Source organism: Filimonas zeae (genome assembly GCF_014641615.1).
Taxonomy (GTDB): domain Bacteria; phylum Bacteroidota; class Bacteroidia; order Chitinophagales; family Chitinophagaceae; genus Filimonas; species Filimonas zeae.
Map to the genome: position 1 here is coordinate 631,361 of NZ_BMIB01000002.1, position 26,159 is coordinate 657,519.

A 26,159-nucleotide genomic window follows, 5' to 3' on the forward strand; every position below is an offset into this window, starting at 1 on the left:
GCTAAGAAAGTAAAATATGAATGTTTACCACTATATAATTGTGCTAAAAGCTTTTTTCTCCGGCGTCAGTGTTAATCACTGTTAATTACCCGCTTTTCAGCAGTGCCGGAAGTATATTTGAGTGTTATGAGGAAAAAACTGAGGCTGGCGTTTGTTTCGGCCCTGATTACCGCTACACTGATTACAGCCTTTCAGCTATACTGGCTATGGAACGTTTTTGTTTCTGCCAGATCCACTTTTACTTCCGATGCGTCTATCGCGCTTTTCATGTCTATTAATAAGTATGTATCAGACAGAACCAGCATTCCAAAAGGTTTTACGGAAAAGGATATTGTATACGTACATATTGACAGCTTAACGTATGATGATAACGGTAACATTATTAAACCAGATAAACGCACGTATGATAGCCATATGCTGCTGGGAGGAAAATTATTCAGGGCCAACACCAATTTTCAGAGAGACTTGCCTGTAATACGAGAAATATTTAAAGAAGAACTGAAAAAATCTGACATACGGCTGGATTTTATCCTGACCCGGATAGAATTGGACGAAACTATTAAATATCTGGGGCCTTCTACTATAACAGCTCCTGAAGAACATCGTGCTTACTCGCCATTGATTGTTGCCACATTTTCCGGCAAAAACATACACGTGTTCAAAAAAATACTGCCATCGGTTATCTTCTCCGGCATATTAATCATATTAACCGGCTGCTGCCTGTATTATATGTTTTACAACCTGCGGCGGCAGCTACGGCTGGATGCCATGAAAAACAACTTCATCAGTAACATTACACACGAGCTGCGTACCCCTGTGTCTATATTACGTTCTACCCACGAGGCACTGGATGAGTTTGGACATATTGATGATAAAGAGAAAGCGCTCCGTTATCTGCGGGCCAACCGCAGTGTACTGGATCAGCTGGATGCCAATATAGATCGCATGCTTACTATAGCTTCCATGGAAAACAAAGCTGGCCCGGCAGTTGAAAAAGCAAACCTGTATAAACTGTTAGAGCAGGTACTGTTCCGTTTTTCGGGCAACCCGGAAGTAAATATGACGCTGAAATACCGTTTAGAACAGACTACGCTGCCCATTCCGGTGAGCACTATTGAAACCATATTAATAAACCTGGCAGATAATGCCATTAAATATTCCCATAAACCTGTAGACATATCCGTATCTGCTATTCCCGCAGGCAAAGGCTGGCGTTTACAGGTACAGGATAACGGCATAGGTATAGAAAAACAATACATTCCTTATCTTTTTGACCGTTTTTACCGCGTACCTACCGGCAACCTGCACGATGTAAAGGGTTTTGGGCTGGGCCTGAACTATGTTAAGCAACTGGCAGACCAGGCCAAAGCCACCATAAGGGTAAGCAGCAAGCCCGGGCAGGGTACTTTATTTTCTATTGAATTTCCTTTTTATGAAAACCATTAAACTGCTGCTGGTAGAAGATGAACAGGTACTGGCCATGATACTGAAGGAAACACTGGAAGGTGCCGGTTTTTCCGTTACAGTAGCTTCTAACGGCGTGCAGGCCTGGAGCCTGTACAAACAATGGCAGCCGGATGCCTGTATTGCAGATATAATGCTGCCTAAAAAAGACGGCATATCGCTGGTAACAGATATACGGGCTATTGATACACGCATACCCATTATCTTTCTTACCGCTAAAACCCAAACAGAAGATGTACTGAACGGGTTAAAGGCGGGAGCCGATGATTATATAAAAAAGCCCTTCAGTATGGAAGAGCTGATTATGCGCCTGCAGATACTGCTGCGCAGGGTATATACACCCGGCGAATTACCTGCCCTTCAAAAAGCGGAGGTAACCGTTATGGGTAGCTATCAGTTTGATTATACCCGCATGCAGCTGATACATAACGGAGAAGTATTTTACTTATCGCAACGGGAAGCAGATCTTTTACAGATGCTGTTTCAGCAACAGAATCAGTTGCTGGACCGCAGAACTGCCCTGCTGCAGATATGGGGTGAAGACAACATTTTTCATGCACGCACCATGGATGTGTACATAACCAAACTGCGTAAGTACCTGAAATACGACAGCAGTATTGCTATTGTAAACGTGAGAGGCAGGGGCTATAAGCTGATTATATAATGTTTAACAAAGCGTTTGAAGCTGCTGCACAATATTTGCCTTTATTCAGTAAAACGCTGAAAAAGCAACCAATCATGATCAACTACAAACCTGTATTACTGGCAGCACTTGTTATGTGCTGTTACAGTACCACCCGGGCCCAAACCTTTACCGGTATGAAAATAGCACTCAGCCGCCGGGGTGAAACGCTTAACGCCTTTTCGTTTACTACCGGTGATATTACCTTTTTTATTGACAGTAAAGGTGGCCTGGAATACCAGCTGGATGCAGGCAACACTGCTGTTGTAGAACTGGATTATTACGGCAGCTTTCACGAATGGGAAGCCGGCAAACTAAAATCTGTAAACGATATTATTATTGAGTACTACGATGCATTTAAAGGCGCGCTGATGGGTAAACTGAAAAAGATAGGCAACGTAGAGATAACTTATTACGACAACTTCGACGGGCAAAAGAACGGCAAACTAAAATCGGTAGGCAGTATAGTGCTGGATTACTATGATAATTTTCAGGCAGAAAAAACAGGCAAACTAAAATCGGTCAGCAGCCTGAACCTGGATTATTACGATTCGTTCAACGCTGCTAAAAGCGGCAAACTAAAAACTACCGGTAGCGTGCAGCTGGATTATTACGATAATTTTTATCCGGAAAAAGCGGGCCGTTTAAAATCGGTAAATGGCCGCCTGCCCAATGTACAGCTGGCAGTAGAGCAGTAATAACACCAATCGCTAATCATATATATAAAGGGGCTGTATCTGAAACAGATGATACAGCCCCTTTTATGTAATGCAATGTATAAACCCCTTATAAAGGCCGGATGCTTACTGCCGCTCCCCCACCTGCTGCCAGTTGTATACGCAGTTGTGTTTGCGCCGTTACCTTCTCCTTACGGATATGATACGCCTCCGGATTGTTTTTCCAGTGTGCATTGGCAGCATCTTCATAAATGGTAACCTCATACTGTTTGTTACTATCCAGAAAAGATAGTGGAATGATTGCAGTACGTGCATTTTCATCGGTAATAGCACCTGCAAACCAGTTATCATTTCCTTTTGCTTTACGGGCAATAGTAATATAATCGCCCGGCTCCGCTTCCACTATGCGGGTATCATCCCAATCTACCGGCACCTCTTTAATAAACTCAAAAGCATCTGTGTGTGCGGCATAGTTTTCCGGCAGGTCGCTCACCATTTGTAAGGGGCTGTATAATGTAACATACAAGGCGAGCTGTTTGGCCAGCGTGGTATGTACCTGCCTGTCTGGCGCCGCTGCGGCATAACCCTTAAGTTTAAAAATGCCCGGCGTATAATCCATAGGCCCACCCATAAGACGGGTAAACGGCAATATGGTTTCATGTTCAGGTGCATTACCGTTGCTGAAGGCATTGTATTCATTACCCCTGCCTGCCTCGCTGGCCATCCAGTTAGGATAGGTGCGGTGCAGCCCTGTGGGGCGTACAGCCTCATGCATGTCTACGGTTACCTGGTGTTGTAATGCCTTCTGCGCTACACGCTGGTAATGGTTTACCATCCACTGCCCATCGTGGTGTTCGCCACGGGGCACAATACGGCCCACATAACCGGTTTTAACGGCCGGGTAGCCAAAACGGTTCATAAACCGGAAAGCAGTATCCATCTGCCGTTCGTAACTGGTGGCAGCGCCGGAGGTTTCGTTATGCATAATCAGCTGCACACCTTTGGCGGCAGCGTATTGCTGTAGTTGCTGCACATCAAAATCCGGGTAAGGTTTTACAAAATCAAATACTTCTTCCTTCCAGGTACCAAACCAGTCTTCCCAGCCTACGTTCCAGCCTTCTACCAGCACGCCAGCAATACCGTTGGCAGCGGCAAAATCAATATACCGTTTTACATTGGCGGTGTTAGCGCCATGTTTGCCACTGGCAATTAATGCGCCTGTGGCATCAGTACTGTCTGCTGTTGCGGCATAACTCCAGGTACTCTGGCCCGTTTGCATTTCCCACCATACGCCTGCAAACTTCATGGGTTTTATCCAGGTAGTGTTATCCCCCGCTCTGGAAGGCTCGTTCAGGTTCAGTATCATTTTCGAAGCCAGTATATCCGTGGCTTTATCGCTTACCACTACTGTACGCCAGGGGGTATGGCAGGGTGCCTGCAGATACGCTTTATGCCCCAGGGCATCGGGCACCAACGCTGCGCGCAGCAACAGCGAATCAGTGCTTACATGCAGCTGCATAGCCGGGTAGTTGATCAGCGCAGCCTCATGTATGTTCAGGTAAATACCTTTGGCCGACTTCATCATCAGCGGCGTTTGCACAGCATGTTTATCCGGCACCACCCTTACTGCAATATCTGTACTGGCATGCACCATTTTGCTATTGTCAATAGCACTTACCTTACTGGTGGTATACGCATATTCGTTGGTATCATAATCGCCCGGAATCCAGAACGCCTTATGATCGCCTGCCAGGCGGAAGGCAGTCACCTCATCTGTTACCACAAAGTGCTGTAACCCTTTCTGGCGGGGAAACGCATACCTGAAACCTACGCCATCGGCAAATACCCTGAACACCACATCCAACAGTATACCCGTTGCCGGTTGCTGCAGGTGTATGGTCAGTTGCCGGTGCTGATCGCGTATGGTACGCGTTTCGCCCCATACCGGCTGCCAGGTATTGTCTGTAGCAGTGCTGTCAATACCTTGTATTACAAAACCCTTTTGCAACTGTTGCTGCTGCAGCTGTAAGCCTAACGCGGAAGGCAGTATTACCGGCTGGCTACCCAGCCATACGGCATATTGCGGGTTGCCCTGCCTGCCCAGTGTAAATTCCATACGAACATTGCCCATGGCCGCTGTAACCGCAGTAGCCGGGGGCTGTGCTGCGGCATGCTGCCACAGCACCAGCCCTGCTACCAGGGGAAGGGCCTTCTTCAGTTTCATCATATACTTCGCTGCTGTTTACTATTTATAACCCGGATTTTGCTGCCCGGCTATTTTACCGTTGCTGTTCAATTCATTTAAAGGAATAGGCCAGGTGTAAGATTTGGCATCGTTCCACTGAAACGGTCCGTTTACATTTAAAGCAGTGCCGTAGAAAGTGGCTTCTGACTTACCAATGCGCCAGCGGCACAGATCAAACCACCAATGCCCTTCGTTAAACAACTCGGCCCAACGCTCGTAATACAGCGGGTTGTTACCCAGTACCGGATCGCCGGCCGCAGCTGCACTGGTAGTAGCGGTAAGGCTGGTATAATCTACCGGTGAAGCGCTGTTGATGGCGTAACCATATGCGCGGCGTTTTACTTTGTTCAGGTATTCCAGGGCAGTGGTATTATCGCCTGCTCCCTTACTGGCCTCGGCATACAGCAGATACACATCTGCCAGGCGCAGCAGGTACTGGTTCCAGGCATCGGCCGGGCCGGTGTTGTTAATGTTGTTGAAATTGGGTGCATACTTGCGGAAGCTCCAGCCATATGCACCGGCTGTAGAAGCCAGAAAGTTGGGTTTAGATACCGGATACCAGTTTTTACCATCAAACTTTACCGAATCCAGCCAGGGCTGCAGGGCATTTACATACAACCGCGGGTCGGCCGTTTGTGCAGTACGCACCAGTAAAGCTTTGGCTTTGTACACCGGGTCTATTACTTTTTGCGGGTTGGTATAACCGGCAGGTTTGGAACCATCAAAAGCGGGGTTGTTTACCAATGTATAGGTACCTGCCTGGTAACCAAAACGCAGTACATTCTGATCGTGCAAAAACTCATTCCCATACCCCAGCGGGTTGGCATTGCCTTCGGTGCCATCATTACCCAAAGCCCACGGCGGCCATATTAAACCGGTAATAGCTGTGGCATTGGGGGTGTTGCCATATACACCGTAGTTGCCTTTGGAGTCTTCATCAATATTTAATTCAAACAACGATTCTTCGTTAAACTCATTGGCAGAAATACCTATAAAAGCATCGCGGTATTTAGCATAAGGCATTAAGGTTTTACCACTGTTGGTAATTACATCCAGCAACACGGTTCTGGCTTTGGCCCAGTCCTGCGTAAATACATAGGCTTTACCCAGCAGGCCTTTGGCCGCCCATTCGCTTACGCGGCCCTGCTCATCACCCGTCCATACTTTGCCCTTCAGCAATGTGGCAGCCTGTGTAAGATCGTTAATAATCAAATCCCAGGTGGCGCGTACCGTTGCCCTTGGCTTTTGTGTACTGTCCAGGCTGGCAGGCAGTTTATCAAATAAAGGCAGGCCCATTTTATCGCCGCCACCTGTAGTGGTAATATAGGCTTCGTTAAAATAACCAGCCAGGTTAAAGTAGTAATACGCCCGCATAAACAATGCCTGGCCACGTACCTGGTCTATAGCTGTTTTGTCTTCTGCCCTTGCATAATTGGCCGCATAAAAATCTGCTGCTGCCAGGGTGGCGTTACAGTTTTTTACGCCGGTATAAAAAGATGTCCAGGCCCCCAGCACAAACTGGTTGGTAATGGTAAGGTTGGTATTGGTCATTTCATTCCACGAGGCATCTCCCCCATACGAGCTGTTGGCAGTATGGGTACAGTTGGCCAGCGCTTTGGGCGACAGGTTAAAGCCGAACAGATTGGGATCGCGCAGGTTGGAATAACAGGGAGCCAGCACACTGTTCAGATCGCTCAGTGTTTTGGGATATACGTTGGTGGCATAACTATCCGTAGGGCTTACCAGCGCAGGATCTTTACGGCAGCCGAATAACAGCACCGCCCCCATGAGTAATAGTGATAACTGCTTTATCATATAATGATTTTGAATAGGTTCAATTAAAAAGTAAGGTCAACCCCTACAGAATAAATACGCGTTTGCGGATACTGAGACACAGCGTTTACACCGCGGGTGGTAACACCCGCACCGGTGCCTACAAAGCCAGACTGTGCTGCCTGTGAATAGCTGCTGCCCAACTCAGGGTCCAGACCGGAATAGCTGGTAATAGTAAACAGGTTATTGGCCATTACAAACACACGCGCTGTTTTAATGCTGGCTTTTTTAAGCAGGTTATTGGCAAATGTGTAGCCCAGCTGTACGTTCTTCAGTTTTACATAAGCACCGCTTTCTACAAAATAGCTGTTTACAGAGGTGTAGTTTTTGTTAGGGTCCATAGCCAGTGAACCATCCGGATTTTTAACACCTATACGTGGCTGATCAGTTAAGCCGTTACTGCCCAGAAAAGAGGCATTGAATACTTTAGAAGTAGTATTACCATCTGCCCAGGGATACATTTCGTAGGCTTTTACACCATTGTAAATATCCACGCCTGCCACACCGTTAAACAACATAGCCATATCAAAACCCTGATAGTTGAGCCGTACATTGGCGCCATACACCAGTTTAGGGTTGGGGTTGCCAATTACCTGGCGGTCTGCATCAGACAAGGTATTTCCGTTTTTAGGATCATGTGCAAAAATCAGGTCGCCCGCTTTGGCATTGGGCTGTGCGCTGGCCTGCGCTTCTGCATCGGTTTTAAATATGCCCAGCACTTTATAGCCGTAGAAAGAGCCAAAGGGTAAGCCCGCTCTGGTAATGGTAAGCGGCATGTTAGGCATAATAGAAAAACCTGCATCGCCATTATTATAATAGTTGTAACCATCAAACAACGCATCGGTGGTAATACCACTGAGGTTATCTACTTTGTTAGCGTTAAAGCCGGCTGTAACGCTAACATCATAATTCAGCTTACCTGCCTTGCTGCGGTAACCAACCAGCACATCTACCCCTTTGCTGCCCACCTGGCCAATATTGGTAAAGTAAGGCTGCGTAATACCGCTGCTGAGTGCTACCGGCAGGGCATACAACATGTCTTTGGTAGTTTTTTTATACCACTCTACGGTAAAATATAATTTACCCTGTAAAGCTTCCCCATCTACGCCAATATTGGTTTCGTAAATGCTTTCCCAATGCAGATCGGGGTTGGGAATAGCGCTTACGGTGTTACCAATACTTAAAGGCCCACCGGGAGAAAAGTTAGCACCGGATAGCGAGCCTAAACCATTGGGCCCAAAGAATTGTGTATACAACGCAGCAAACGTATATGGGTTAATAGCACTGTTACCCAGTGTACCATAACTACCGCGGATTTTCAACAGGTTTACCGAGTTTTTCAGCGGTGCAAAAAATGCTTCTTCGCTCATGTTCCAGCCCGCAGATACCGCACCAAAAGTACCGCGCTGACGATCGGGCCCAAACACGGTAAAGTTGGCATCGCGCCGTAAAGAGCCGGTTACATAGTAACGGTTATTGTAGTTATAGCTTAAACGGCCGAATACCGATTTAATCAATCCATTGTTATCGCTTTTACCAGACAGGGTGTTGGAAGACTGTGTGGTTTGTATAAACGAATAACCGGGCAGGCCTACATAACTTTGTGTAGCGTTGATGTTATTGAACTTGTTGGTAATTTGCTCGTAACCACCAATAACATTCAGGCTGTGTTTGCCAAAAGTCTGATCGTAGGTAAGCACATAGTTGGTAAGTACCTGGCTGCTTACCACAGATATTTTATTAAGCGAATTGATGTTGTTTACAACAGTACCAAAGTTGAAAGCACCCTGAAAATAATCCTGCGTTTCATTATAATACGTATATCCCAGGTTGGTGCGGAAAGTAAGGTGCAAAGGCAGTTTTACCTCGGCATATACGTTACCCTGGAAATTGTTTTTAAAGTTGATGGCATCTGCCGATTCTGCTGCGCCTACCGGGTTGGGGCCACCAAACGCCAGCCCATTGTAACCGGGAGGCACTACGCCCCAGCTGCCATCTCTTCTGCGTACCGGTATAACAGGTAAGGTACGGAAAGGGGCATTGTGCAACTGCGCCTCACTGCCTACCGGCGGTGCAGTTTTACGTTGTGATACCGCCAGTTGCTCTCCTATTTTAATATAATCGCCCAGCTTAAAATCGGTATTTACGCGCGCACCGGCAATGTTGGAGTAGTTTTTAATGTATATACCTTTTTGTGCATTGTAAAAACCCGAAGCCAGGTAGTTAACCGAAGGGGAAGAACCGGAAACAGACAGATTATAGTTTTGCTCGGTGGCATTGCCATACAGCTCTTTTACCCAATCTGTATCGGGCAGGGTATCTGTTTGGGTGGCGCCTGCAAAATATTTAGGCTGCACCAGATTCTGTAAACGGATATACTCGTTTTTGTTCAGCAGGTGTACCAGCTTAGGCGTAGTAATGCCGTAGCGCGCGTTAAAGTTTACAGTGGGTTTTGTACCCGATCCTTTTTTGGTGGTAATTACAATTACCCCGCCTGCGGCGGCCGAACCATAAATAGCGGCGGCACTGGCATCTTTCAATACATCTATAGAGGCAATATCCTGTATATTAATGTTGTCGCCAGGTACACGCACCCCATCTACAATGTACAAGGGAGATGGCTGGTGCAGGGAAGATAAACCACGGATAATAATAGTAGGCGTGGCATCCGGCTGGCCGGAATTTTTAATAATTTCCACACCGGAGGTTCTGCCCTGCAACGCTTCGGTTACATTGGTTACCGGCTGGTTTTTAATCACATCCCCTTTTACCGAGGCCACAGACCCGGTAAGGTCTTTTCTTTTGGCAGTTCCATAACCCACTACCACTACAGCATCCAGCGCGGCATTGGAAGCCGCTAATTTAATGGTTGCATTCTCCCCCGCTTTTACGGCAAGTTCCTGTGTTTCGTACCCTACATAAAACACCTGTATAACGGCGTTGTTTTCAGATACATTCAGGATAAACTTTCCGGCGGCATTGGTTAAGGTAGTGCGCCCCGTTTTTTTGTGGGTAATGGTAGCCCCCTCTAAAGGAGCGCCACCTGCATCGGTAACGGTGCCCTGCAGGGTGCCGCTCTGGCCATATCCTGGTTGCAGCAGCAACAGGAATGCAAGACTGCATAGCAATCTTTCAAGCAATCGCATCATCATAAAACAGTAGGTTTTAACTGTAAGTGGTTAAAAGGTTAATTTGTGTAGTCAAAGAACGAGCTACTACCAGCCGTTAGCAAATTATATAGCCCGTGTATAAGAAATATTGGCGTATATGGTTAGCCATTAGAATATAACTACATCATTATCAGAAGAATGCAAAAACATTAAGAATTTACATATATAACCGTTTTATACGGTTTTTATATCCATAATCCGCTGGTCAAACTGCTCGTTAGGCACAATAGATTTGTTTTTTATACGGGTTTTGTAGGTATTAATGGTGTTAACGGAGTACTGGAGAATATGGGCAATTTTCTCGCTGTCGTGTATGCCCATGCGAATGAGGGCGAATATGCGCAGGTCGGTGTTCATCAACTCCTCTTCTTTCAGCGCCACCTGGTCTTCGGGCTTAAACAGGGCGTTAAACTCGGTTATAAACCGGGGGAACAGCTTCAGAAAAGCCTGATCAAAATGCCGTAGCAGTTCTTCCTTTTCCTTTTTGAGGTTAATATTATGATGTACAATAAAGCGGATTTCATCCAGCTTGCGGTCGTTAATCTTTTGCTCCAGCGACTGTTTCAGCCGCTCCATTTTATTAAAAAACTCCGCATTTACATTAAAAAAGTACCCGATATACTCTTCTTTAATCTTATTAGCATCAGCCAGCCGTTCATTGGTTTCTGCCAGCCGTTCGTTCACCGCATGTTCTTTATCCCGGGCTTCCACAATTACCTGCTGCGCGGCTTTAATCTTTTTCACCTGCCGTGCTACCACCACCGCCAGCACCACTACGGCCAGCAACAGCAGGGTAACCGCCACAGCATAGGTAATAAGGCTTTTCTTCTGCTTTTCTACCGCGCTCAGTTTTTCGGCCTCAATCAATGGCAGAATAGAGCTAACCTGCACCTTGCGCTGGCGGGCGTTGTAAAACACGGCATCCGCTATAGCACTGTTAATACACAGAGAGGCATTTTGCACATCGCCTTTTTTATAAAGCAGCTGCGCCAGTATAAAGGTGGCAGAAGTTTCTTTGGTGGCAGACCGTATATCGGCAATGGCTGCCTGGGCCAGCAGCTGAATGGCCGAATCGGGCTGGTTGTTACGCACATAAATATCGCACAAGGTGGAAGTAGATAAAGCCAGTTCATGATCGGACAGGTTAGGCCGGTGAATAATGCGGCCAAAATACTCCTGAGCCGCCGTTTTGTCGCCTGCTTTTATAGCCCGCAGGCCCAGCAGATACAACCTGTCAAACGAATCTTCGGGAAACAGCCGTGTGGCAGAGTCAATATACACATCCCCCTTTCGTATATACACCGGTTTATGATAGGCATCGTTGTCAAAATCGCCCAGATCGTAATAATACCTGGCCATCTGCGAATAGTAAAGCGCCTGAATGCTGTCCGGCTCTGCCAGAATATACATATTGGCCAGAGAATCTTCTGCTTCTTTGTACATGCCTGCAGATAACAAGGTGAATCCCAGCTGAATACGCGCGTAGGCAATCCGCCCTTTGTCTTTCATGCGGCAGGCTGTCTGTTGCAGCAAACGGGCATAATGGTAGGCTGAATCGTAATGAAACAGCTTATAAGCCTCAAACAAACGGGCGTAAATGGTAAACGCTGCGGGTGGGGTTTGATTACCGGGTTGTTGCAACTGCTGTTTTAACGAATCGATGGTACGCAGCTTTATGCGGTCGTATTCCGGGGCTTGTAAAAGCGTCTGTTTCAGACGGGAAAGAAGGGGTTCAGAATCCTGTGCGCGCAGGCTGGTAACAGTTAGTATACAAACGATACAGGCAATAATTCTTCTCATAATGGCAATGGGAAGCCCAAATATACCTACCTTCATCGCCATTACAACACATTTATTTTGCATATGGGACGATTTCAGGGAATAATGGGTATTGTTTTAATCCTCGGTATTGCTTATCTCTTCTCCAACAATAAAAAACGTATTAATTACCGCCTGGTAGTAAGTGGTATTGGTTTGCAGATAATTATTGCGTTACTGGTATTTAAGGTGCCACCTGTATCCCGCTTTTTTCAGGCGCTGGGGCACGGCATGCAACACCTGGAACATTTTGCCCGCCAGGGTGCTTCGTTTGTATACGGCGGCATCATTACCCAGCAGCCGGATGGCACTATGGGTAATTATATAGGCGGTGGGTTTGTGTTTGCCTTTAACGTTACAGCTACTATTATATTGGTGTGTGCGCTGGTGGCTATTTTTTACCATTTTGGTATTATGCAACGTATTGTGGCGGTAATAGCCCGCGCCATGAATTTTATTATGCGCGTAAGCGGTGCAGAAGCACTGAGCAACGTGGCCAGTGCTTTTGTTGGCCAGGTAGAAGCCCAGGTAATGATACGCCCCTACCTGCAGGGTATGACGCGCAGCGAATTGCTGGCTTCTATGAGTGGTAGCCTGGCTTGTATTGCAGGGGGTATACTGGTGGTATACGCCAACATGGGTGCCGCAGCCGGCCTGGACCTGGCCCCTAAACTGATTACTGCCAGCCTTATGGCGGCACCGGGTGCACTGGTAATTTCTAAAATTGTTTTTCCGGAAACAGAAGAAAGCCAGACCATGGGTAAGGTAAAGCTGGAAGTAAAAAGCAATTACACCAATGTAATTGATGCCGTATCGCACGGTGCCAGTGATGGTTTTAAAATTGCCATGAACGTAATAGCCATGCTTATCGGGTTTATTGCGGTAATTGCTGTGCTGGATGCGCTGTTAACCTGGACAGGCCATTTATTCAATCCTGATTTTGATCTTACTTTAAACTATATTTTCTCCAAATGCTTTTACCCGGTTGCCTGGGCTATGGGGGTACCCACCAGCGATGTAAATAGTGTAGCAACGCTGTTGGGCCAGAAGCTTTCTATCAACGAATTTGTAGCTTTTCAAAACCTGACCAATAAAACGGTACCGGTTTTAACAGACAAAGGATTACTGATTGTAAGTATTGCTATATGTGGTTTTGCCAACTTCAGCAGTGTGGGTATGCAAATAGGTGGTATTGGCGAGCTGGCACCCGGGCGCAGAACAGACCTGGCAAAGCTGGGGCTGAAAGCATTGTTATGCGGTACCCTGGCCTCTTACTTATCAGCAACCATTGCAGGTATACTAATATAACAACTATCATAACCAGCTAACGCTAACCTGAATTTGTAAGCAAGAGAGTACCCAACAAAGGAATTTACATCGGAAAAAAGTTTAAAAGCTCAGGCCACAGAAGAGGTTAGTTTTGGCTCTTAAAGATTAAATTCTATTATGCTTTTGTATAAGCGGGCGCTGGCATTGTGCAGTACATTACTCATGTACGCAGGCGTTTATTCCCAAAACTCAGATACGGTTATACACCGCCGCTGTGCCACTATGGAGGCCATGCAGGCCACACTGCAACAACACCCCGAACTGGCTGCACAATGGAAAGCCGAAGGGGAGCAAAAATACCAGAACTATCTGCAACGCGCTGCATCGGGCACGCTTACCGCAACGCGGAATACAGGCAGTTCTCCTTACAGCAATGCAGGCAATGAAATTGTAATACCGGTAGTGGTGCATATTGTGCTACCCAACCCGCAGCTGGTAACAGACCGGGATGTGTATGAACAGATTGAAAAACTGAATATAGATTACGCCGGCATTAATGCAGACAAAAGCATTTTACCCGCTGCATTTCTGGCCCGGGCCGGTAATACGCGTATCCGTTTTCTGCTGGCCCGTACCGATACCCTGGGCGCTTTTACCAGTGGCATTGAACGTAAAACCAGCAGTACCACCTACAGCATTAATTCGTACAACGAAGTAAAAGCCAACATCACCGGCGGCATGAACGCGTGGGATGTAAGCAGGTATTATAATGTATGGGTTACGCGCTTTAGCGATGGTGTACTGGGGGTTTCTACTTTTCCATACACTACCCCCCAGCGCCAGCAGGGCACTGTGGTAAACTATATAGCTTTTGGCAATAACCCCGCCTATGTATCGCCTTCCTACAACCTGGGCCGTACGCTGGTACACGAAACGGGGCATTTCTTTTATCTCTATCATATATGGGGTGATGATGACGGGGCCTGTAACGGTAGCGACTTCGATACGCAGAGCGGCTACGACCTGCCTGTAAACTGTACAGATGATACCCCCAACCAGGGCAACAGCTCAGACGGAATACTGGCAGGCACCATTACCGATGCCTGCAACACCACTGCACCAGGCATTAACTACCAGAACTATATGGATTATAGTTACGATGTAAGCTACGGTATGTTTACTACCGGGCAGATATGCCGTATGGAAAATGCGCTTACAGTATACCGGAGTACGCTGGCTAACTCGCAAACAGATATTCCGCCTGCTGGTGTAAACGATGCCGCCCTGGTTACTTTAACACCAGGTATAAGAAGCGGACTGAATATTCCGGTGGTATGCAACGGTTCTGCCATTACCGCACGCCTCCGTAACCTGAGTAACAGCCTGCTTACCCGTGCCACTTTTACTGTTCAACTGGATGGCGTTACTGTTAATACCCAGGTATGGACCGGTAGCCTGGCCGTGGGTAGCGATGCGTTGGTAGACCTGGGGGCTGTAAACGCCATTACGGGTAACCATACACTTACTGTATTTACCACACAGCCTAACAACACCGGTGATAGTTATACTGCTAATGATACGCTTACAAGAATAGTATATATTAATAATGCATCTGTAACAGTTCCTTTTACCGAAAATTTTGAATCTGCCACATTTCCGGCTGCCGGATGGTATATTTCTAATCCGGACAATGGCACTACCTGGACGCGCAGCACCAATGCAGCTGCCAGCGGCACTGGCTCTGCTGTAATTAACAATGCATCTAATACCCGCAGCAGATGGGACGATCTGGTTACGCCTCCTATTGACTTTGATACAGATACCGATAGTTCGCGCCTTACCTTCAGCGTAGCTTACAGAAGCCGGGGCACTTCGTTCTATGATGCGCTGGAAGTAGCCATTTCCAATAACTGCGGTAACGACTTTGTTGTGGTATACCGCAAAACACCACCATCGCTGCCTACGGTATCGGGTACCGGCAGCAGTAGCTTTATTCCTAATTCTGCCCAGTGGCGCCGTGATACCGTAGACCTTACCCCTTACCTGGTAAGCGGACAAAAAATGATTATCCGTTTCAGAAACATGAGCGGGGCAGGCAGCAACCTTTACCTGGATAGTATTGATGTATCCAAAGTGTCTTTAACGGCTATAGATGCCACTATACAAAATGTATATGCAGAAGACTTTTTGTGCAACGCCTTTACCATACACCCCGCTGCCACTTTAAGCAACAAAGGCCGGATGGCACTCAGCAGCGCCAGCATACACTATCAGCTGGACAATAATGCGCCCGCTGTACAGGCATGGACAGGTAACCTGGTTACTGGTGATACCACCCTTATTACCTTGCCGGCATTAACCGCTTCCGGTACAGGACAGCATACCGTAACAGTTTGGGTTACCCAACCAAACAATACTGCTGACGGCAAACCTTCTAACGATACTTTGTATAAAGGCATATCTATATTTGGTATAGTAAACGCCCCCCTTACCGAAAGCTTTGAGGGTACATTTGTTCCTGAAAGCTGGGGCGTGTACAACCCGGACAATAAAACCACCTGGCAAAAAGTACGCAAGGCCGCTACACTGGCGCAGCTGAGTGATACAGCAGCGGCGGTAATGACCAACTTTGGTTATATATACAGCAATGCCACAGATGAACTAAGAACCCCTGTGGTAAAGTATGGTACGGTAGACAGCTTGTTTCTTTTATTTGATGTTGCTGCCGGTTACAGTGCTGTGGCGGGCACGCCTGATACTTTACAGGTACTGGTTACCAGCGATTGTGGGGCAACCTACCAGAGCGTATACAAAAAAACCGGACTGGAACTGCAAACCGTCAGCGGTACCTCATCAGGCATACCGTTTACGCCTTCCGATACCGGTGCTTACCGCAGAGATTCCATTAATCTTACCAATCTGCTTCCTGCTTCCGGTAATTTTCAGGTGGTATTCAGAAGCATATCTAACGGACGCAACAACATTTACATTGACAATGTAAACATCAAAACCAAAGTAGTATTACCTGCGCTGAAGGAGAAAGGCTTTTTAATTACGCCTAACCCCACCGTTAACGGCAACTTTGTAATACAGCACTATCAGATACCTGAAAAGCTTACCGGTGTTTGTGTATATGATATGCAGGGAAGGCTGGTAGCGGTAAAAAACTACCTGGCAGGTACCGCACCTGCTTACCTGCCGGTAAATATTGCGCATTGCGCCACTGGTATTTATATTGTAAAGCTGTATTATACCGATCATAGTTATTCCACAAAGCTGTTAAAGCAATAAATGACTAATTTTACAGCCAAATAAGCAGACTATGTTTTCAACAAGCGCGGATCCCCGTCAGATAGTAGCTGCTACTACAGACAGGGAACTACAACAGATAGGAGAAAAAATTCTGGCAGGCAACCGGGTTTCTTATGAGGAGGGTGTTATTTTGTTTGAAAAAGCATCACTGCCATTTGCCGGTGCACTCGCCAACTGGGTAAGAGAGCAGAAACACGGCCACAAAACCTATTTCAACCGTAATTTTCATATTGAGCCTACCAACGTATGTATGTTCACCTGTCATTTCTGCTCCTACTCGCGCCTGTACGCAAACCGCGAGGAAGGATGGGAACTGACTATAGACCAGATGCTGGACATTGTAAAAAAATACGATGGCAAGCCTGTTACCGAGGTACACATTGTAGGTGGTGTACACCCTAAAATGAACCTGTACTTTTTTGTAGAACTGCTGCAGAAAATTAAACAGCACCGGCCCGACCTGCACATTAAAGGCTTTACCGCGGTTGAACTGGATTACATGTTCCGCAAAGCTAAATTAAGTGTAGAGGAAGGCATGAAGGTGCTGAACGACGCAGGCTTACAATCTTTACCTGGCGGGGGTGCTGAAATATTTCACAAAGAAATACGCGACCAGATTTGTGCCGATAAAGTGGATGCAGATGGCTGGCTGAATATACACCGTGCGGCACACAACCTGGGCATGCACAGTAATGCCACTATGCTGTACGGCCACCTGGAACAATACTGGCACCGGGTAGACCATATGGAGCGCCTGCGCAGCCTGCAGGATGAAACCGGCGGTTTTAACACCTTTATTCCGTTAAAGTTTCGCAATGGCGATAACGATATGAGCCATGTAGCAGAAACCCCGGTAGTGGAAGACATGCGCCTTTATGCGATTGCCCGTTTGTATATGGACAACTTTCCGCACCTGAAAGCTTACTGGCCTATGCTGGGCCGCCAGAACGCCCAGTTAACACTGAGCTTTGGCGTAAACGATCTGGATGGCACTATTGACGATACCACTAAAATTTACTCTATGGCCGGCAGCGAAGAGCAAACCCCTGCCCTTTCTACCGCCCAACTGGTATCGCTGATTAAACAGGCGAAAAGAGAACCGGTTGAAAGAGATACGCTGTATAACGAAATTAAAAACTACAGTGAGATAGATATAACCGAGCTGGAAGTAAATCCGCTTTACAACTAACACCTTTTCAGGTGCATCTTATATGTTGCGGCCGGGCTACCTTTGTGTAGTCCGGCCGCTTATTTTTAAGGCCACCGTTCCCCGCTGATTATTTTTTGCATTCACCCAACGTTAACCCGTTCCTGCGCGTAAAAGAAGCAGGAATAGTTGAACCCGTTAAGAATATGAACAGAAAAACGATTACTTACACACTTACCACACTGCTGATGGGCGCTTTAGCCGGCTTAAACGCCTGTAGTACCAAAACAGAGGATTACCCGGTAGACCCCACCCTGCAGCTGATTGCCGCGCATGAATGGAAGATTAAAGACATTAAAGTACCGGCACATAACGGAGGCGACAGTGTAATAAGTAAAAACTGCCATATTAACGGCGCACATATTTTTTTTAGCCTTAACAACCAGTACAGTTTTGAAGACAGTACGTTTGGCGGCTGCGATACCACCGTGTTTCCATACGATAAAGGCGTATGGGGCCTGAAAATAGCCCGCGACTCGATGCTGTTTGCAGGCACCAAAAACAAATTTATGTACGGCATGAAGCTGCTGATGGTAAATAACGATAGTTTACGGCTGCGCTATCTGGATTCAACTGCTTTTGTGGTTAAAACAGTTACACTGGTAAAATAAATTCCGCCGGAGTGTTGTGAGCGTTAAAAACCTGTCACATATTATTACGCTTTGTTGCGAAAATAACCGCGCAGCGCAGGAGCAGCTGTACAGGGAGTATTTTGGCCTGTTTTATACCGTGGCAAAAGAGTTTACCAACGACAACCAGACACTCTTATCCCTGGTAAATGAAGCCTTTCTGAAAATATTTCAGCATCTGAAAGACTATGACGCTTCCCGGGCTTCGTTTGAAACATGGGGTAAAACTATTCTGCGGAACGTATGCATAGACCACTACCGTAAAACCAAAACACAAATACAAACCACAGATATTAACGAGCTCGAAACCAATACACTCCACTATTCTCAGCCACTTCCGGCACGCGAAGGCGATATGGATTATTACTTTAATCTGCTACCCCAGGTAACCGGTAAAGTATGCCGTCTGTTTCTGATGCAGGGCTTTTCGCACAAAGAAATTGGTGGGGCACTGGGTATCAGCGAAACCACTTCGCGCTGGCACTTAATGGAAGGAAAAAAAAGATTGCAGGACATTTTAAAAAAGAAATATGCCTGAGCTGCAGCAACTAGAAAACCAGGGATGGGAGCAGATGGTACAAATGCTTAACCAGCATCTGCCGCAGGAGGCACCTCCTTCCGCACCTGTGCGCCCTGTACGCATATTATTTATGCTGGTGGCTGCAGCCTGCCTGGGTATTCTGTTTTGTATGCCTGTTTTATTAACAGACAGCCACCGTACTGTATTGCCTGAACTGTCTTATGCAGATGGCCCTGCTACTGCTCATCCACTTCCTAACCCGGCCTATGCAGGTACCGGTACTTCCCCTTTTATGCCTGTTATGGCTTCTGGCAATAAACCCGGCGCCCACTTAAACCGGCATTCCGCCACTATGGCAACTGCACTTATACCGGCATATGGTAAACTTATACCTGAAACAGCCGGTACAGATAGCAGCTTTGTGAATACTTTACTGGCTTTAACAGATATAAAGCCTATGCCTGTTAATACAGCCCTGCCGTCTGAAGCCGGTACACTACCGGTATCTGCAGAAAGAATACCGGAACGGCTGCCTTTGCTCTTTTTTCCCGAAGCAGCCCCTGCCACCGCCGCAGAAGCAGCACTGAAAAACAAACAGCCTTTATTATCACTGGTAGTACAGCTGAATCATAACCTTACCAGCCAATATTACAACACCGGTAACATGATGTACAACCTGCCTGCTTACCCATCTGTAACGGCGTCCGTTCACGTAAGTAAAAACATCAGCTTTACCACCGGTTTCTCCGTATTATCATCCGGCAGCCTTAACGGGCAGATAAAAAGCGAAGCCATTACACCTGTAACCAATAGTAACGGAGATGCAGCCAGTGCCATTGCAAGGGTAGATCAGGATGTGGTTAAACAGGCTTTTTACATGCAGGTGCCGGTAACTATGGATGTGGCGGTAAGGCGCAATCTGGCAGTATCATCCGGTGCCGGCTTTGCCTTTCTGCAAAAAACACTGGTACAGCGCGAGGCCCGCACTACCGATGCCAATAACAATCAGCTTGTACCCGCTACCACAGCGCCCGGTGTAACCAGCACCCTTTTAAGTAAAGAAGAAGTTGCAGCAACTGCTGCGGGGCGTATGTATAATATCAGAAGTTCGGAAAGGCGCTTTTTGCTGAATGTGCAGTACCAGCTTAAAAAATTCAATATCGGCCTGCAGTATTCCCGTGCGTTATCCCCTTCCGTAGAGTTTTATGGCCATCCGGAAAGGAATATACGCAACCAGACGCTTACCCTCAGTGTAGGCATGCCGCTTTTTCAGCGCTAACATTCACTAAGGCTAATGGGAATATGTACGGCCAGGCCACCATCGGCAGTTTCTTTGTATTTGCTGTTCATATCCAGCGCCGTATCCCACATTGTTTTTATTACCTTATCCAGCGATACTTTGGCAAAATCGGGCGTGCTTTGTAAGCCTAATTGTGCAGCGGTAATGGCTTTTACAGCCCCCATGGTATTGCGCTCTATACAGGGTACCTGTACCAGGCCGCCTATAGGGTCGCAGGTAAGGCCCAGGTGATGTTCCATCGCTATTTCAGCAGCCATAATAGCCTGGCGCTGGGTACCGCCCAGGCTTTCTGCCAGCGCAGCTGCCGCCATGGCAGATGATACCCCAATTTCTGCCTGGCAACCGCCCATAGCAGCAGAAATGGTAGCGCCCTTTTTAAATATGCTGCCTATTTCAGAAGCCGTAAGTAAAAAGCGTATAATCTTGTCTTCTTCATTTCCATCGCAGAAGGCTATATAATACAGCAATACCGCCGGTATAACACCTGCTGCACCATTGGTTGGTGCGGTTACCACACGGCCAAAAGAAGCATTCTCTTCATTTACCGCTAACGCAAAACAACTTACACAATCCAATATATACTGAAAGCTGGCGCCTCCGCGGCGTATTACTTCCAGCCAGCTGTCAAAATCGGTATACGTAGCGCCTTTGGTAAGCCGGCGGTTAAGATCGGCCGCCCGCCTGCGCACATTCAGCCCGCCCGGTAAAATACCCTGCTGGTGAATACCCCTGTAAATACAATCGCGCATGGTATACCATATCTGCAGTACACGTTTACGCGTTTCCGCATCACTTCGCCACGCACTTTCGTTTTCCATTACCACCTCGTTAATGGTAAGGCCGGTTTTCATACACCAGTGCAACAGCTCATCAGAGGTATTAATAGGAAAAGGCAGGTCTACGCTGGCAGCGGCAGAGGCTTTTTCCCCCTCCTGTACCACAAAGCCGCCACCTACAGAGTAATAGGTTTCGCTTATGGTATCGCCATTTTCCATAGTGGCCAGAAAAGACAAACCATTGGGGTGAAAAGGCAGCGAATCGTTAAACAGAAACTGCACATCCGTGTCCGGATGAAAGGCTATCCAATGCTGTGCCCCCCAATGTAACTGGTGCAACTCACCAATAGCCGCTATTTTATCATTAATAGAATTTACATCAATCGTTACCGGATCTTCTCCGCTAAGGCCCATCAGCACGGCCACATCTGTACCATGCCCTTTACCGGTTTTAGCCAGCGAGCCATACAGTAATACCTGAACAGAAACAGGATGAATACCGGGGTAACGGGTTTGAATAGTGGAAACAAAACGCTGCGCAGCGCGCCAGGGGCCAAGGGTATGAGAGCTGGAAGGGCCAACTCCAATTTTAAACATATCAAAAACCGAAATCGCTTCGTGGGACATACAAGGTTTTAAAACACAAACGTACGTTCTTTAGTTTAGATATGTGCTTTTCACTCCCCTTCTTTACCGGCAGTATCGGTGGTTTCGTTGGGTCTGAAATAACGGGCTTTTTCCTCTTCCAGTTCATCTACCCGTTTACTCTTTAAAAACAACTCATCATACAGCACCAGCGTTTTATTGCATTCTGCCAGCGACTTGTTCAGCGCCTCAATTTCCTGTTGCTGCTGTGTAACAATATCGTTGCGGAGGGCCTTCAACGGCTCTTCCTGATAAAAATGCTCAAAAAAGTCGTATTTGAGAATAACGGATAGCTGCAGCAGCTTGGCCGTATCAATGGCTTCACGGCGATAAATGTCGTACACATTCTCGCGTGAGGTGTTTAAATGCTGGCTAAGTTCGGTAGCTCCCATTTTGCGTTCCTCAGCCACAGACTTTATAATTTGCCCTATATGGATAGCCATGGGACAAAACTTGCTAATAAATTCAGTGTTTCATTACATAAGGCGTCATCTTATAATCCTCAATGGGTAAAATTTTATTTATCACAAAGACCAATTTTGCTTACTTTTTCTGATTAATCTACATATATTTGTATCAGGGGCATTTAAAACAAAAAAATGCCTTACAAAAACCTGTATAAACTACTGGTTTCCCATCCAATATCTTTCCGTTAAACCGTTCGGCTTTTTTTGACTGCTACATAAACTACTATGAAACAATGCAACCAGGAAACGCTGGACTGGTACAGCCAGCAGCAACAATGGGAGGAAAAATTACTGGAAGAAGAAAGAATAACGCTTCTGGAAGCCCTGATGCGCTATTTGCCTCCATTGCGGCAAAAAGCAATGACGTTATATTACCTGCAGGGTATTCCCATAAAACGTATAGCCGCTTTATTACGCCTGCCACAAGGAAGGGTGTGTTTTGAAATGCACCAGGCGCTGGACTTTTTACAAAAGGTAACAAGGGCACTGGAATGCCCAGCACCAGTAAAAGCCGCGCAACCTGCAGGTAGCACAACGATTGCGGTACCGGCGCTGATACAGCAGAGCGTGTTTCAGTTACGCCATACACAAAAACTTTCCTTTGAACACATAGCAGACAAGATGAACCATTCAGCAGTGTTTATACATCAGTGCTATGTAAATGAACATGCACGTTTACATCAGCTACGGCAAACCGGCTGAAACGTTACTTTGCAGCCATAACACGGTATAAGTAAAAATACTCCAGTTGCTGCGCACGTGTAGCTGCGTTAATAAACCCACCGGTAAGCTGACTGATATGAAAGCCACCAAATGAGGCCACTTTTTGTATATGCAGTGTATTGCTTTGCAATGCAGTTACCTCGTTCTGTGGTACTAACATATACCAATCTGCGCCGGGCGTAGCTGCACATAAACTATCCAGCTGCTGCATATCTGCTGCCCGTTCGGGTATAGCCGGCGCATACATTTCAAAAGAATAAATATTACAACGGAAAAGCACTGCCTTGCTACCTGCCCCATGCTGCCGCAACCATTTACCCGCCTGCATACCCGCCTGGTATTGCATCAGCGGCGGATAAAATAGCAGGTTCATAAAAACAAACAGCAGCACCGCAAAAGCAGTACCCTTTATTGCTACCTGTGTAATGCCAGACTTGCGGTATACCAATAAGGCAACAATTGCCCCCACCAGTATCCAGGTTATTTGTAAAAACGTGTTGCCCATACGGCTTATAACCGCCAGGCCCAGCATAAGTACTACTAACAGTACCAGCAAACCGGTAATAATTCCGTTTACCCGGGCAATTGCCTTTGGTGTACTCAGGCTTACCAGCCAGGCAGCAGTAAGCATAGCCAGCTGTGGAAACACAATAACTATATAATGGGGCAGCTGAAAGCTGGACAAAGAAAATAACAGAAAACTAACCAGTGCGCCACCCGCTGCTACCCAATGGCGGGGCTGAAACGGTATTTTTTTCCGTAACAATTGCACTACAGCCACATATAAAAAAATACTCCAGGGCAAAAACGCCCACAGTACCGTATGCAGAAAAAAGAATACATCTCCCTCTCCTTTTATAGGGCCGCTATTAAAGAAACGCCCGAACTGACTATCCCAGAAAAAGAAACGGATGCCCGATACACCCGTGCGGTTAAACACCAGTTTCTCCGGATGTTTATCAAACTGCTCATACAGGCAGTACAACTCCGGAAGTATAAACACCAGGGTAAGCGCCAGCACCACCCACCAGTATAACAAAAACCATTTCCATTGCCGGGTAAATAACTGGTACACCGCCAGGCCCGCGCCAATGGTAATAAGTACAAAAACACCCTTGGTCATTACCGCCAGCGCGCAGCAAAAAGCACCCGCCAGTAAATACAGCCAGCGTTTGCCCGCCTCATCTGCACGGTACAAATAATAAATGGCCGCCACTACAAAAGCGGTTAGGTAAGCTTCTGCCCTTACATCAAAATTAGCCAGTATGGCATGTAAGGCAGTGGCGTATATAAGCGTTGCCAGCTGCGCCACCGCCCGGCCATACAATGCCAGCGCCAGGCGCCAGGTATAATACAAGCCGGCAAGCCAGCAAACAAAAGCAGGCAGTTTATAGGCAAAAGCACTTATGCCCAGATAACGGAAACTCAGGGCTGCCAGCCAGAAAGGTAAGTGCGGTTTATCCAGCCAGTCATGCCCATCTCCATACAGGTTAATCCAGTCGCCCGTTAAAGCAATACGTTTGGAGATAGCTGCATACAAAGCCCCGTCTGGCTCCAGAATATCACTGAAAAGCGCAGTGGCATTTAGCAAAACAGCTATCAGCAGTAAACATTGAAAAACACGTTGAGAAACAGGTATACCTATCATGCCGGAAATGTGGTTTGTCCTTTTTTATATCCCGTAATTACCACGTCAAATATCCGGAATGTAAGCCAGCCGGCCAGCATACCCAGTATAGCACCAATTATAATATCTGCCGGAAAATGTTTGCCTACATATACCTGTGCATAGCCTATCATAAATGCCCATACCCACACCCAATGCCAGCGTTTACCCGTAACCCGTAATACACTGCAAAACCAGAACATAGCCAACCCGAAATGATTGGCTGCATGGCTGGAAGGCATAGAATAACGCCCTCCGCAACCTACCAGCGAGCGTACAGTACCTGCCAGCGCATCATCATAACAAGGGCGCACCCGCTGCAACCACGGCTTTAGCAAACTGGCGCTGCTAAAATCGGTAATAGCAAAAGTGGCGGCACTAAACACCAGAAACCACCATACCTGTGCAGGCATTTTTTTAAAACCCCATATAAGCACGCCGGCATACAACGGTACCCAGGTGAGTGGTTCGCGCAATAGTAACATAAAGGAATCGAGCCAGGTTACACTGAGGCGTTGGTTGATAAGCGCAAACAGCAGCTTATCCAATTGTTCAGCAATGGATAACATGGAAGTTGGTTTTAATTTCAGGCTCAAATACGCACCCTTCTGTTACTCTACTGTTAAGGGTGGGTTATTTAATAGTAAAGCTGAAAAGTTTAATATCTTCGTTTTAATGAAGCAGTTTTTGTATTCCGTTCTGAGCGCCGCTGTTGCTTTTGCGGCAATAGCAGGTTGTAAAAACAAACTGGCCGAACCGCCTGAAGAATCCTTATACCAAACCATTTTAAGTCAGCAAAACAGGGGATATTCTTTGTTTGTAAGGGCCTTAGAAAGAACCGGACAAAGCACGCTGTTAAGCAACTCACCCAGTGTAACTGCATTTGTACCGCATGATTCGGCTTTTGAAAGGGCGGGGTTTACAGAAGCTGTTATTAACAGTATGGATACAACCAGCCTGTCTGTTTTAATCGGTTACCACCTGGTAGGCGAAACTGTTACCCCGGCCAACTTTACAGCAGGGGGCAGAATAGAAACACGCGCCGGCTATTACCTGTATACCAACAGAAACGATGGCATTTACGTTAACAATATTCCCGTATCGGCTAACTACCTTGCAGCAGCCAACGGGGTTATGCTTCCGCTCACCTCTGTACTGATACCACCACAAAAAAGAATTTATGATGTAATTACGGCCGATACAACCTTCTCTATTTTCAGCGCTGCTGTTTTCCGCGACTCAGCAAGAAGAATTCTGCTGAAAGACACTTTTAATACCGGTAGCCAGTTTACGGTATTTGCCCCTACCAACAACGCCTTCCGCAGAATTGGTATTACAGATGTAACCATCAGAGATACCAATCTTATTAAAGCCGATTCTGTTTCGCGCATGGTGCGGCAGCATTATGTGGCCAATGCCACCCTTATGTCTCACGATTTTATTAACGGCAATATGGTTAAAACCGGGCTGGATAGTACGCTGGTGCTGGTTACCGCCACAGATAGCCGGTTTGGTGCCAGCGCCCCCGCTATACGGGCAGTTACGCGGCCGGATACTACTTTGTACAGGCTGAAAACCAGAGACCTGATTACGGTAAATGGTATTCTGCACAGTATAGACAGCCTGATGACGCGCAGGAGATAGCCATACAATAGCTTTTTATTCAATATAAAGCGGCAAACAGTCAATTTTTTTCAAAAAAACTACCTTGCATATAGATAGTTTTTAAAAGAAAACAATTGCTTAATGCTTACAT

The 26,159-nt window shown here is 46.7% G+C and carries 19 protein-coding genes; 11 read left to right on the forward strand and 8 right to left on the reverse strand.

The window, feature by feature from the left end; translation table 11 throughout:
• Positions 1–126: 126 nt before the first annotated feature.
• The 3 genes from IEY13_RS09405 (at position 127) to IEY13_RS09415 (ending at position 2,844) form a co-directional block, all read left to right on the forward strand.
• Complete coding sequence (locus tag IEY13_RS09405; RefSeq protein ID WP_188951723.1) at positions 127–1,446, forward strand: sensor histidine kinase; 1,320 nt, start codon at positions 127–129, stop codon at positions 1,444–1,446.
• On the forward strand, positions 1,433–2,128 hold the full coding sequence (locus tag IEY13_RS09410; RefSeq protein WP_188951724.1) for a response regulator transcription factor: 696 nt from the start codon (positions 1,433–1,435) through the stop codon (positions 2,126–2,128). The genes IEY13_RS09405 and IEY13_RS09410 overlap by 14 nt, the downstream gene beginning before the upstream one ends.
• Before the next feature lie 74 nt (positions 2,129–2,202).
• Positions 2,203–2,844 carry a hypothetical protein gene (locus IEY13_RS09415; protein WP_188951725.1) on the forward strand — a complete coding sequence of 214 codons (642 nt, stop codon included), beginning with the start codon at positions 2,203–2,205 and terminating at the stop codon, positions 2,842–2,844.
• An 88-nt stretch (positions 2,845–2,932) separates the two neighbouring features.
• Here IEY13_RS09415 and IEY13_RS09420 read toward each other — a convergent pair whose 3' ends face one another.
• The 4 genes from IEY13_RS09420 to susR form a co-directional block, all read right to left on the reverse strand.
• Positions 2,933–5,050, reverse strand: coding sequence for a glycoside hydrolase family 97 protein (locus tag IEY13_RS09420; RefSeq protein ID WP_188951726.1), 2,118 nt, complete (start codon positions 5,048–5,050; stop codon positions 2,933–2,935).
• Between the two features lie 18 nt (positions 5,051–5,068).
• The gene (locus tag IEY13_RS09425) at positions 5,069–6,883 is read right to left on the reverse strand and encodes a RagB/SusD family nutrient uptake outer membrane protein (RefSeq protein ID WP_188951727.1); all 1,815 of its coding nucleotides are present in this window, start codon (positions 6,881–6,883) and stop codon (positions 5,069–5,071) included.
• 23 nt (positions 6,884–6,906) lie between these two features.
• Entirely contained in the window at positions 6,907–10,053 is a 3,147-nt protein-coding gene (locus IEY13_RS09430) for a SusC/RagA family TonB-linked outer membrane protein (protein WP_188951728.1), read from the reverse strand.
• A gap of 192 nt (positions 10,054–10,245) precedes the next feature.
• Positions 10,246–11,913, reverse strand: coding sequence for a SusR family glycan utilization regulator (gene susR / locus IEY13_RS09435; RefSeq protein WP_188951729.1), 1,668 nt, complete (start codon positions 11,911–11,913; stop codon positions 10,246–10,248).
• 21 nt (positions 11,914–11,934) lie between these two features.
• Here susR and IEY13_RS09440 point away from each other — a divergent pair, with 21 nt between their 5' ends.
• From IEY13_RS09440 to IEY13_RS09465, 6 genes are all read left to right on the forward strand, one after another.
• Entirely contained in the window at positions 11,935–13,197 is a 1,263-nt protein-coding gene (locus IEY13_RS09440; RefSeq protein WP_188951730.1) for a NupC/NupG family nucleoside CNT transporter, read from the forward strand.
• Positions 13,198–13,335: 138 nt separating this feature from the next.
• On the forward strand, positions 13,336–16,449 hold the full coding sequence (locus tag IEY13_RS09445) for a T9SS-dependent choice-of-anchor J family protein (protein ID WP_188951731.1): 3,114 nt from the start codon (positions 13,336–13,338) through the stop codon (positions 16,447–16,449).
• A 31-nt stretch (positions 16,450–16,480) separates the two neighbouring features.
• Positions 16,481–17,659, forward strand: a complete 1,179-nt coding sequence (gene mqnE, locus IEY13_RS09450; RefSeq protein ID WP_188951732.1) for an aminofutalosine synthase MqnE — start codon at positions 16,481–16,483, stop codon at positions 17,657–17,659.
• Positions 17,660–17,823: 164 nt separating this feature from the next.
• Entirely contained in the window at positions 17,824–18,288 is a 465-nt protein-coding gene (locus IEY13_RS09455; protein WP_188951733.1) for a hypothetical protein, read from the forward strand.
• A gap of 16 nt (positions 18,289–18,304) precedes the next feature.
• The gene (locus tag IEY13_RS09460) at positions 18,305–18,844 is read left to right on the forward strand and encodes an RNA polymerase sigma factor (protein WP_188951734.1); all 540 of its coding nucleotides are present in this window, start codon (positions 18,305–18,307) and stop codon (positions 18,842–18,844) included.
• Complete coding sequence (locus tag IEY13_RS09465) at positions 18,837–20,105, forward strand: hypothetical protein (protein WP_188951735.1); 1,269 nt, start codon at positions 18,837–18,839, stop codon at positions 20,103–20,105. The genes IEY13_RS09460 and IEY13_RS09465 overlap by 8 nt, the downstream gene beginning before the upstream one ends.
• Here IEY13_RS09465 and IEY13_RS09470 read toward each other — a convergent pair.
• Both IEY13_RS09470 and IEY13_RS09475 read right to left on the reverse strand, forming a co-directional pair.
• Complete coding sequence (locus IEY13_RS09470) at positions 20,102–21,529, reverse strand: L-serine ammonia-lyase (RefSeq protein WP_188951736.1); 1,428 nt, start codon at positions 21,527–21,529, stop codon at positions 20,102–20,104. The genes IEY13_RS09465 and IEY13_RS09470 overlap by 4 nt on opposite strands.
• A 50-nt stretch (positions 21,530–21,579) precedes the next feature.
• Positions 21,580–21,990, reverse strand: coding sequence for a hypothetical protein (locus tag IEY13_RS09475; protein ID WP_188951737.1), 411 nt, complete (start codon positions 21,988–21,990; stop codon positions 21,580–21,582).
• Between the two features lie 249 nt (positions 21,991–22,239).
• Between IEY13_RS09475 and IEY13_RS09480 the strand changes: the two genes are divergently transcribed.
• Positions 22,240–22,716, forward strand: coding sequence for a sigma factor-like helix-turn-helix DNA-binding protein (locus tag IEY13_RS09480; protein WP_188951738.1), 477 nt, complete (start codon positions 22,240–22,242; stop codon positions 22,714–22,716).
• 4 nt (positions 22,717–22,720) lie between these two features.
• Here IEY13_RS09480 and IEY13_RS09485 read toward each other — a convergent pair whose 3' ends face one another.
• Entirely contained in the window at positions 22,721–24,385 is a 1,665-nt protein-coding gene (locus IEY13_RS09485) for an ArnT family glycosyltransferase (protein ID WP_229687803.1), read from the reverse strand.
• Positions 24,382–24,972 carry a phosphatase PAP2 family protein gene (locus tag IEY13_RS09490; protein ID WP_188951739.1) on the reverse strand — a complete coding sequence of 197 codons (591 nt, stop codon included), beginning with the start codon at positions 24,970–24,972 and terminating at the stop codon, positions 24,382–24,384. The genes IEY13_RS09485 and IEY13_RS09490 overlap by 4 nt, the downstream gene beginning before the upstream one ends.
• Before the next feature lie 106 nt (positions 24,973–25,078).
• Here IEY13_RS09490 and IEY13_RS09495 point away from each other — a divergent pair, with 106 nt between their 5' ends.
• Complete coding sequence (locus tag IEY13_RS09495; RefSeq protein WP_188951740.1) at positions 25,079–26,047, forward strand: fasciclin domain-containing protein; 969 nt, start codon at positions 25,079–25,081, stop codon at positions 26,045–26,047.
• Positions 26,048–26,159: the final 112 nt, after the last annotated feature.

Excerpts from the sequence above, each read along its gene's own strand:
- IEY13_RS09405 (WP_188951723.1), top strand. The coding sequence starts at position 127 with ATGAGGAAAAAACTGAGGCTGGCGTTTGTTTCGGCCCTGATTACCGCT.
- IEY13_RS09410 (WP_188951724.1), top strand. The coding sequence starts at position 1,433 with ATGAAAACCATTAAACTGCTGCTGGTAGAAGATGAACAGGTACTGGCC.
- IEY13_RS09415 (WP_188951725.1), top strand. The coding sequence starts at position 2,203 with ATGATCAACTACAAACCTGTATTACTGGCAGCACTTGTTATGTGCTGT.
- IEY13_RS09420 (WP_188951726.1), bottom strand. The coding sequence starts at position 5,050 with ATGATGAAACTGAAGAAGGCCCTTCCCCTGGTAGCAGGGCTGGTGCTG.
- IEY13_RS09425 (WP_188951727.1), bottom strand. The coding sequence starts at position 6,883 with ATGATAAAGCAGTTATCACTATTACTCATGGGGGCGGTGCTGTTATTC.
- IEY13_RS09430 (WP_188951728.1), bottom strand. The coding sequence starts at position 10,053 with ATGATGATGCGATTGCTTGAAAGATTGCTATGCAGTCTTGCATTCCTG.
- susR (WP_188951729.1), bottom strand. The coding sequence starts at position 11,913 with ATGGCGATGAAGGTAGGTATATTTGGGCTTCCCATTGCCATTATGAGA.
- IEY13_RS09440 (WP_188951730.1), top strand. The coding sequence starts at position 11,935 with ATGGGACGATTTCAGGGAATAATGGGTATTGTTTTAATCCTCGGTATT.
- IEY13_RS09445 (WP_188951731.1), top strand. The coding sequence starts at position 13,336 with ATGCTTTTGTATAAGCGGGCGCTGGCATTGTGCAGTACATTACTCATG.
- mqnE (WP_188951732.1), top strand. The coding sequence starts at position 16,481 with ATGTTTTCAACAAGCGCGGATCCCCGTCAGATAGTAGCTGCTACTACA.
- IEY13_RS09455 (WP_188951733.1), top strand. The coding sequence starts at position 17,824 with ATGAACAGAAAAACGATTACTTACACACTTACCACACTGCTGATGGGC.
- IEY13_RS09465 (WP_188951735.1), top strand. The coding sequence starts at position 18,837 with ATGCCTGAGCTGCAGCAACTAGAAAACCAGGGATGGGAGCAGATGGTA.
- IEY13_RS09470 (WP_188951736.1), bottom strand. The coding sequence starts at position 21,529 with ATGTCCCACGAAGCGATTTCGGTTTTTGATATGTTTAAAATTGGAGTT.
- IEY13_RS09475 (WP_188951737.1), bottom strand. The coding sequence starts at position 21,990 with ATGGCTATCCATATAGGGCAAATTATAAAGTCTGTGGCTGAGGAACGC.
- IEY13_RS09480 (WP_188951738.1), top strand. The coding sequence starts at position 22,240 with ATGAAACAATGCAACCAGGAAACGCTGGACTGGTACAGCCAGCAGCAA.
- IEY13_RS09485 (WP_229687803.1), bottom strand. The coding sequence starts at position 24,385 with ATGATAGGTATACCTGTTTCTCAACGTGTTTTTCAATGTTTACTGCTG.
- IEY13_RS09490 (WP_188951739.1), bottom strand. The coding sequence starts at position 24,972 with ATGTTATCCATTGCTGAACAATTGGATAAGCTGCTGTTTGCGCTTATC.
- IEY13_RS09495 (WP_188951740.1), top strand. The coding sequence starts at position 25,079 with ATGAAGCAGTTTTTGTATTCCGTTCTGAGCGCCGCTGTTGCTTTTGCG.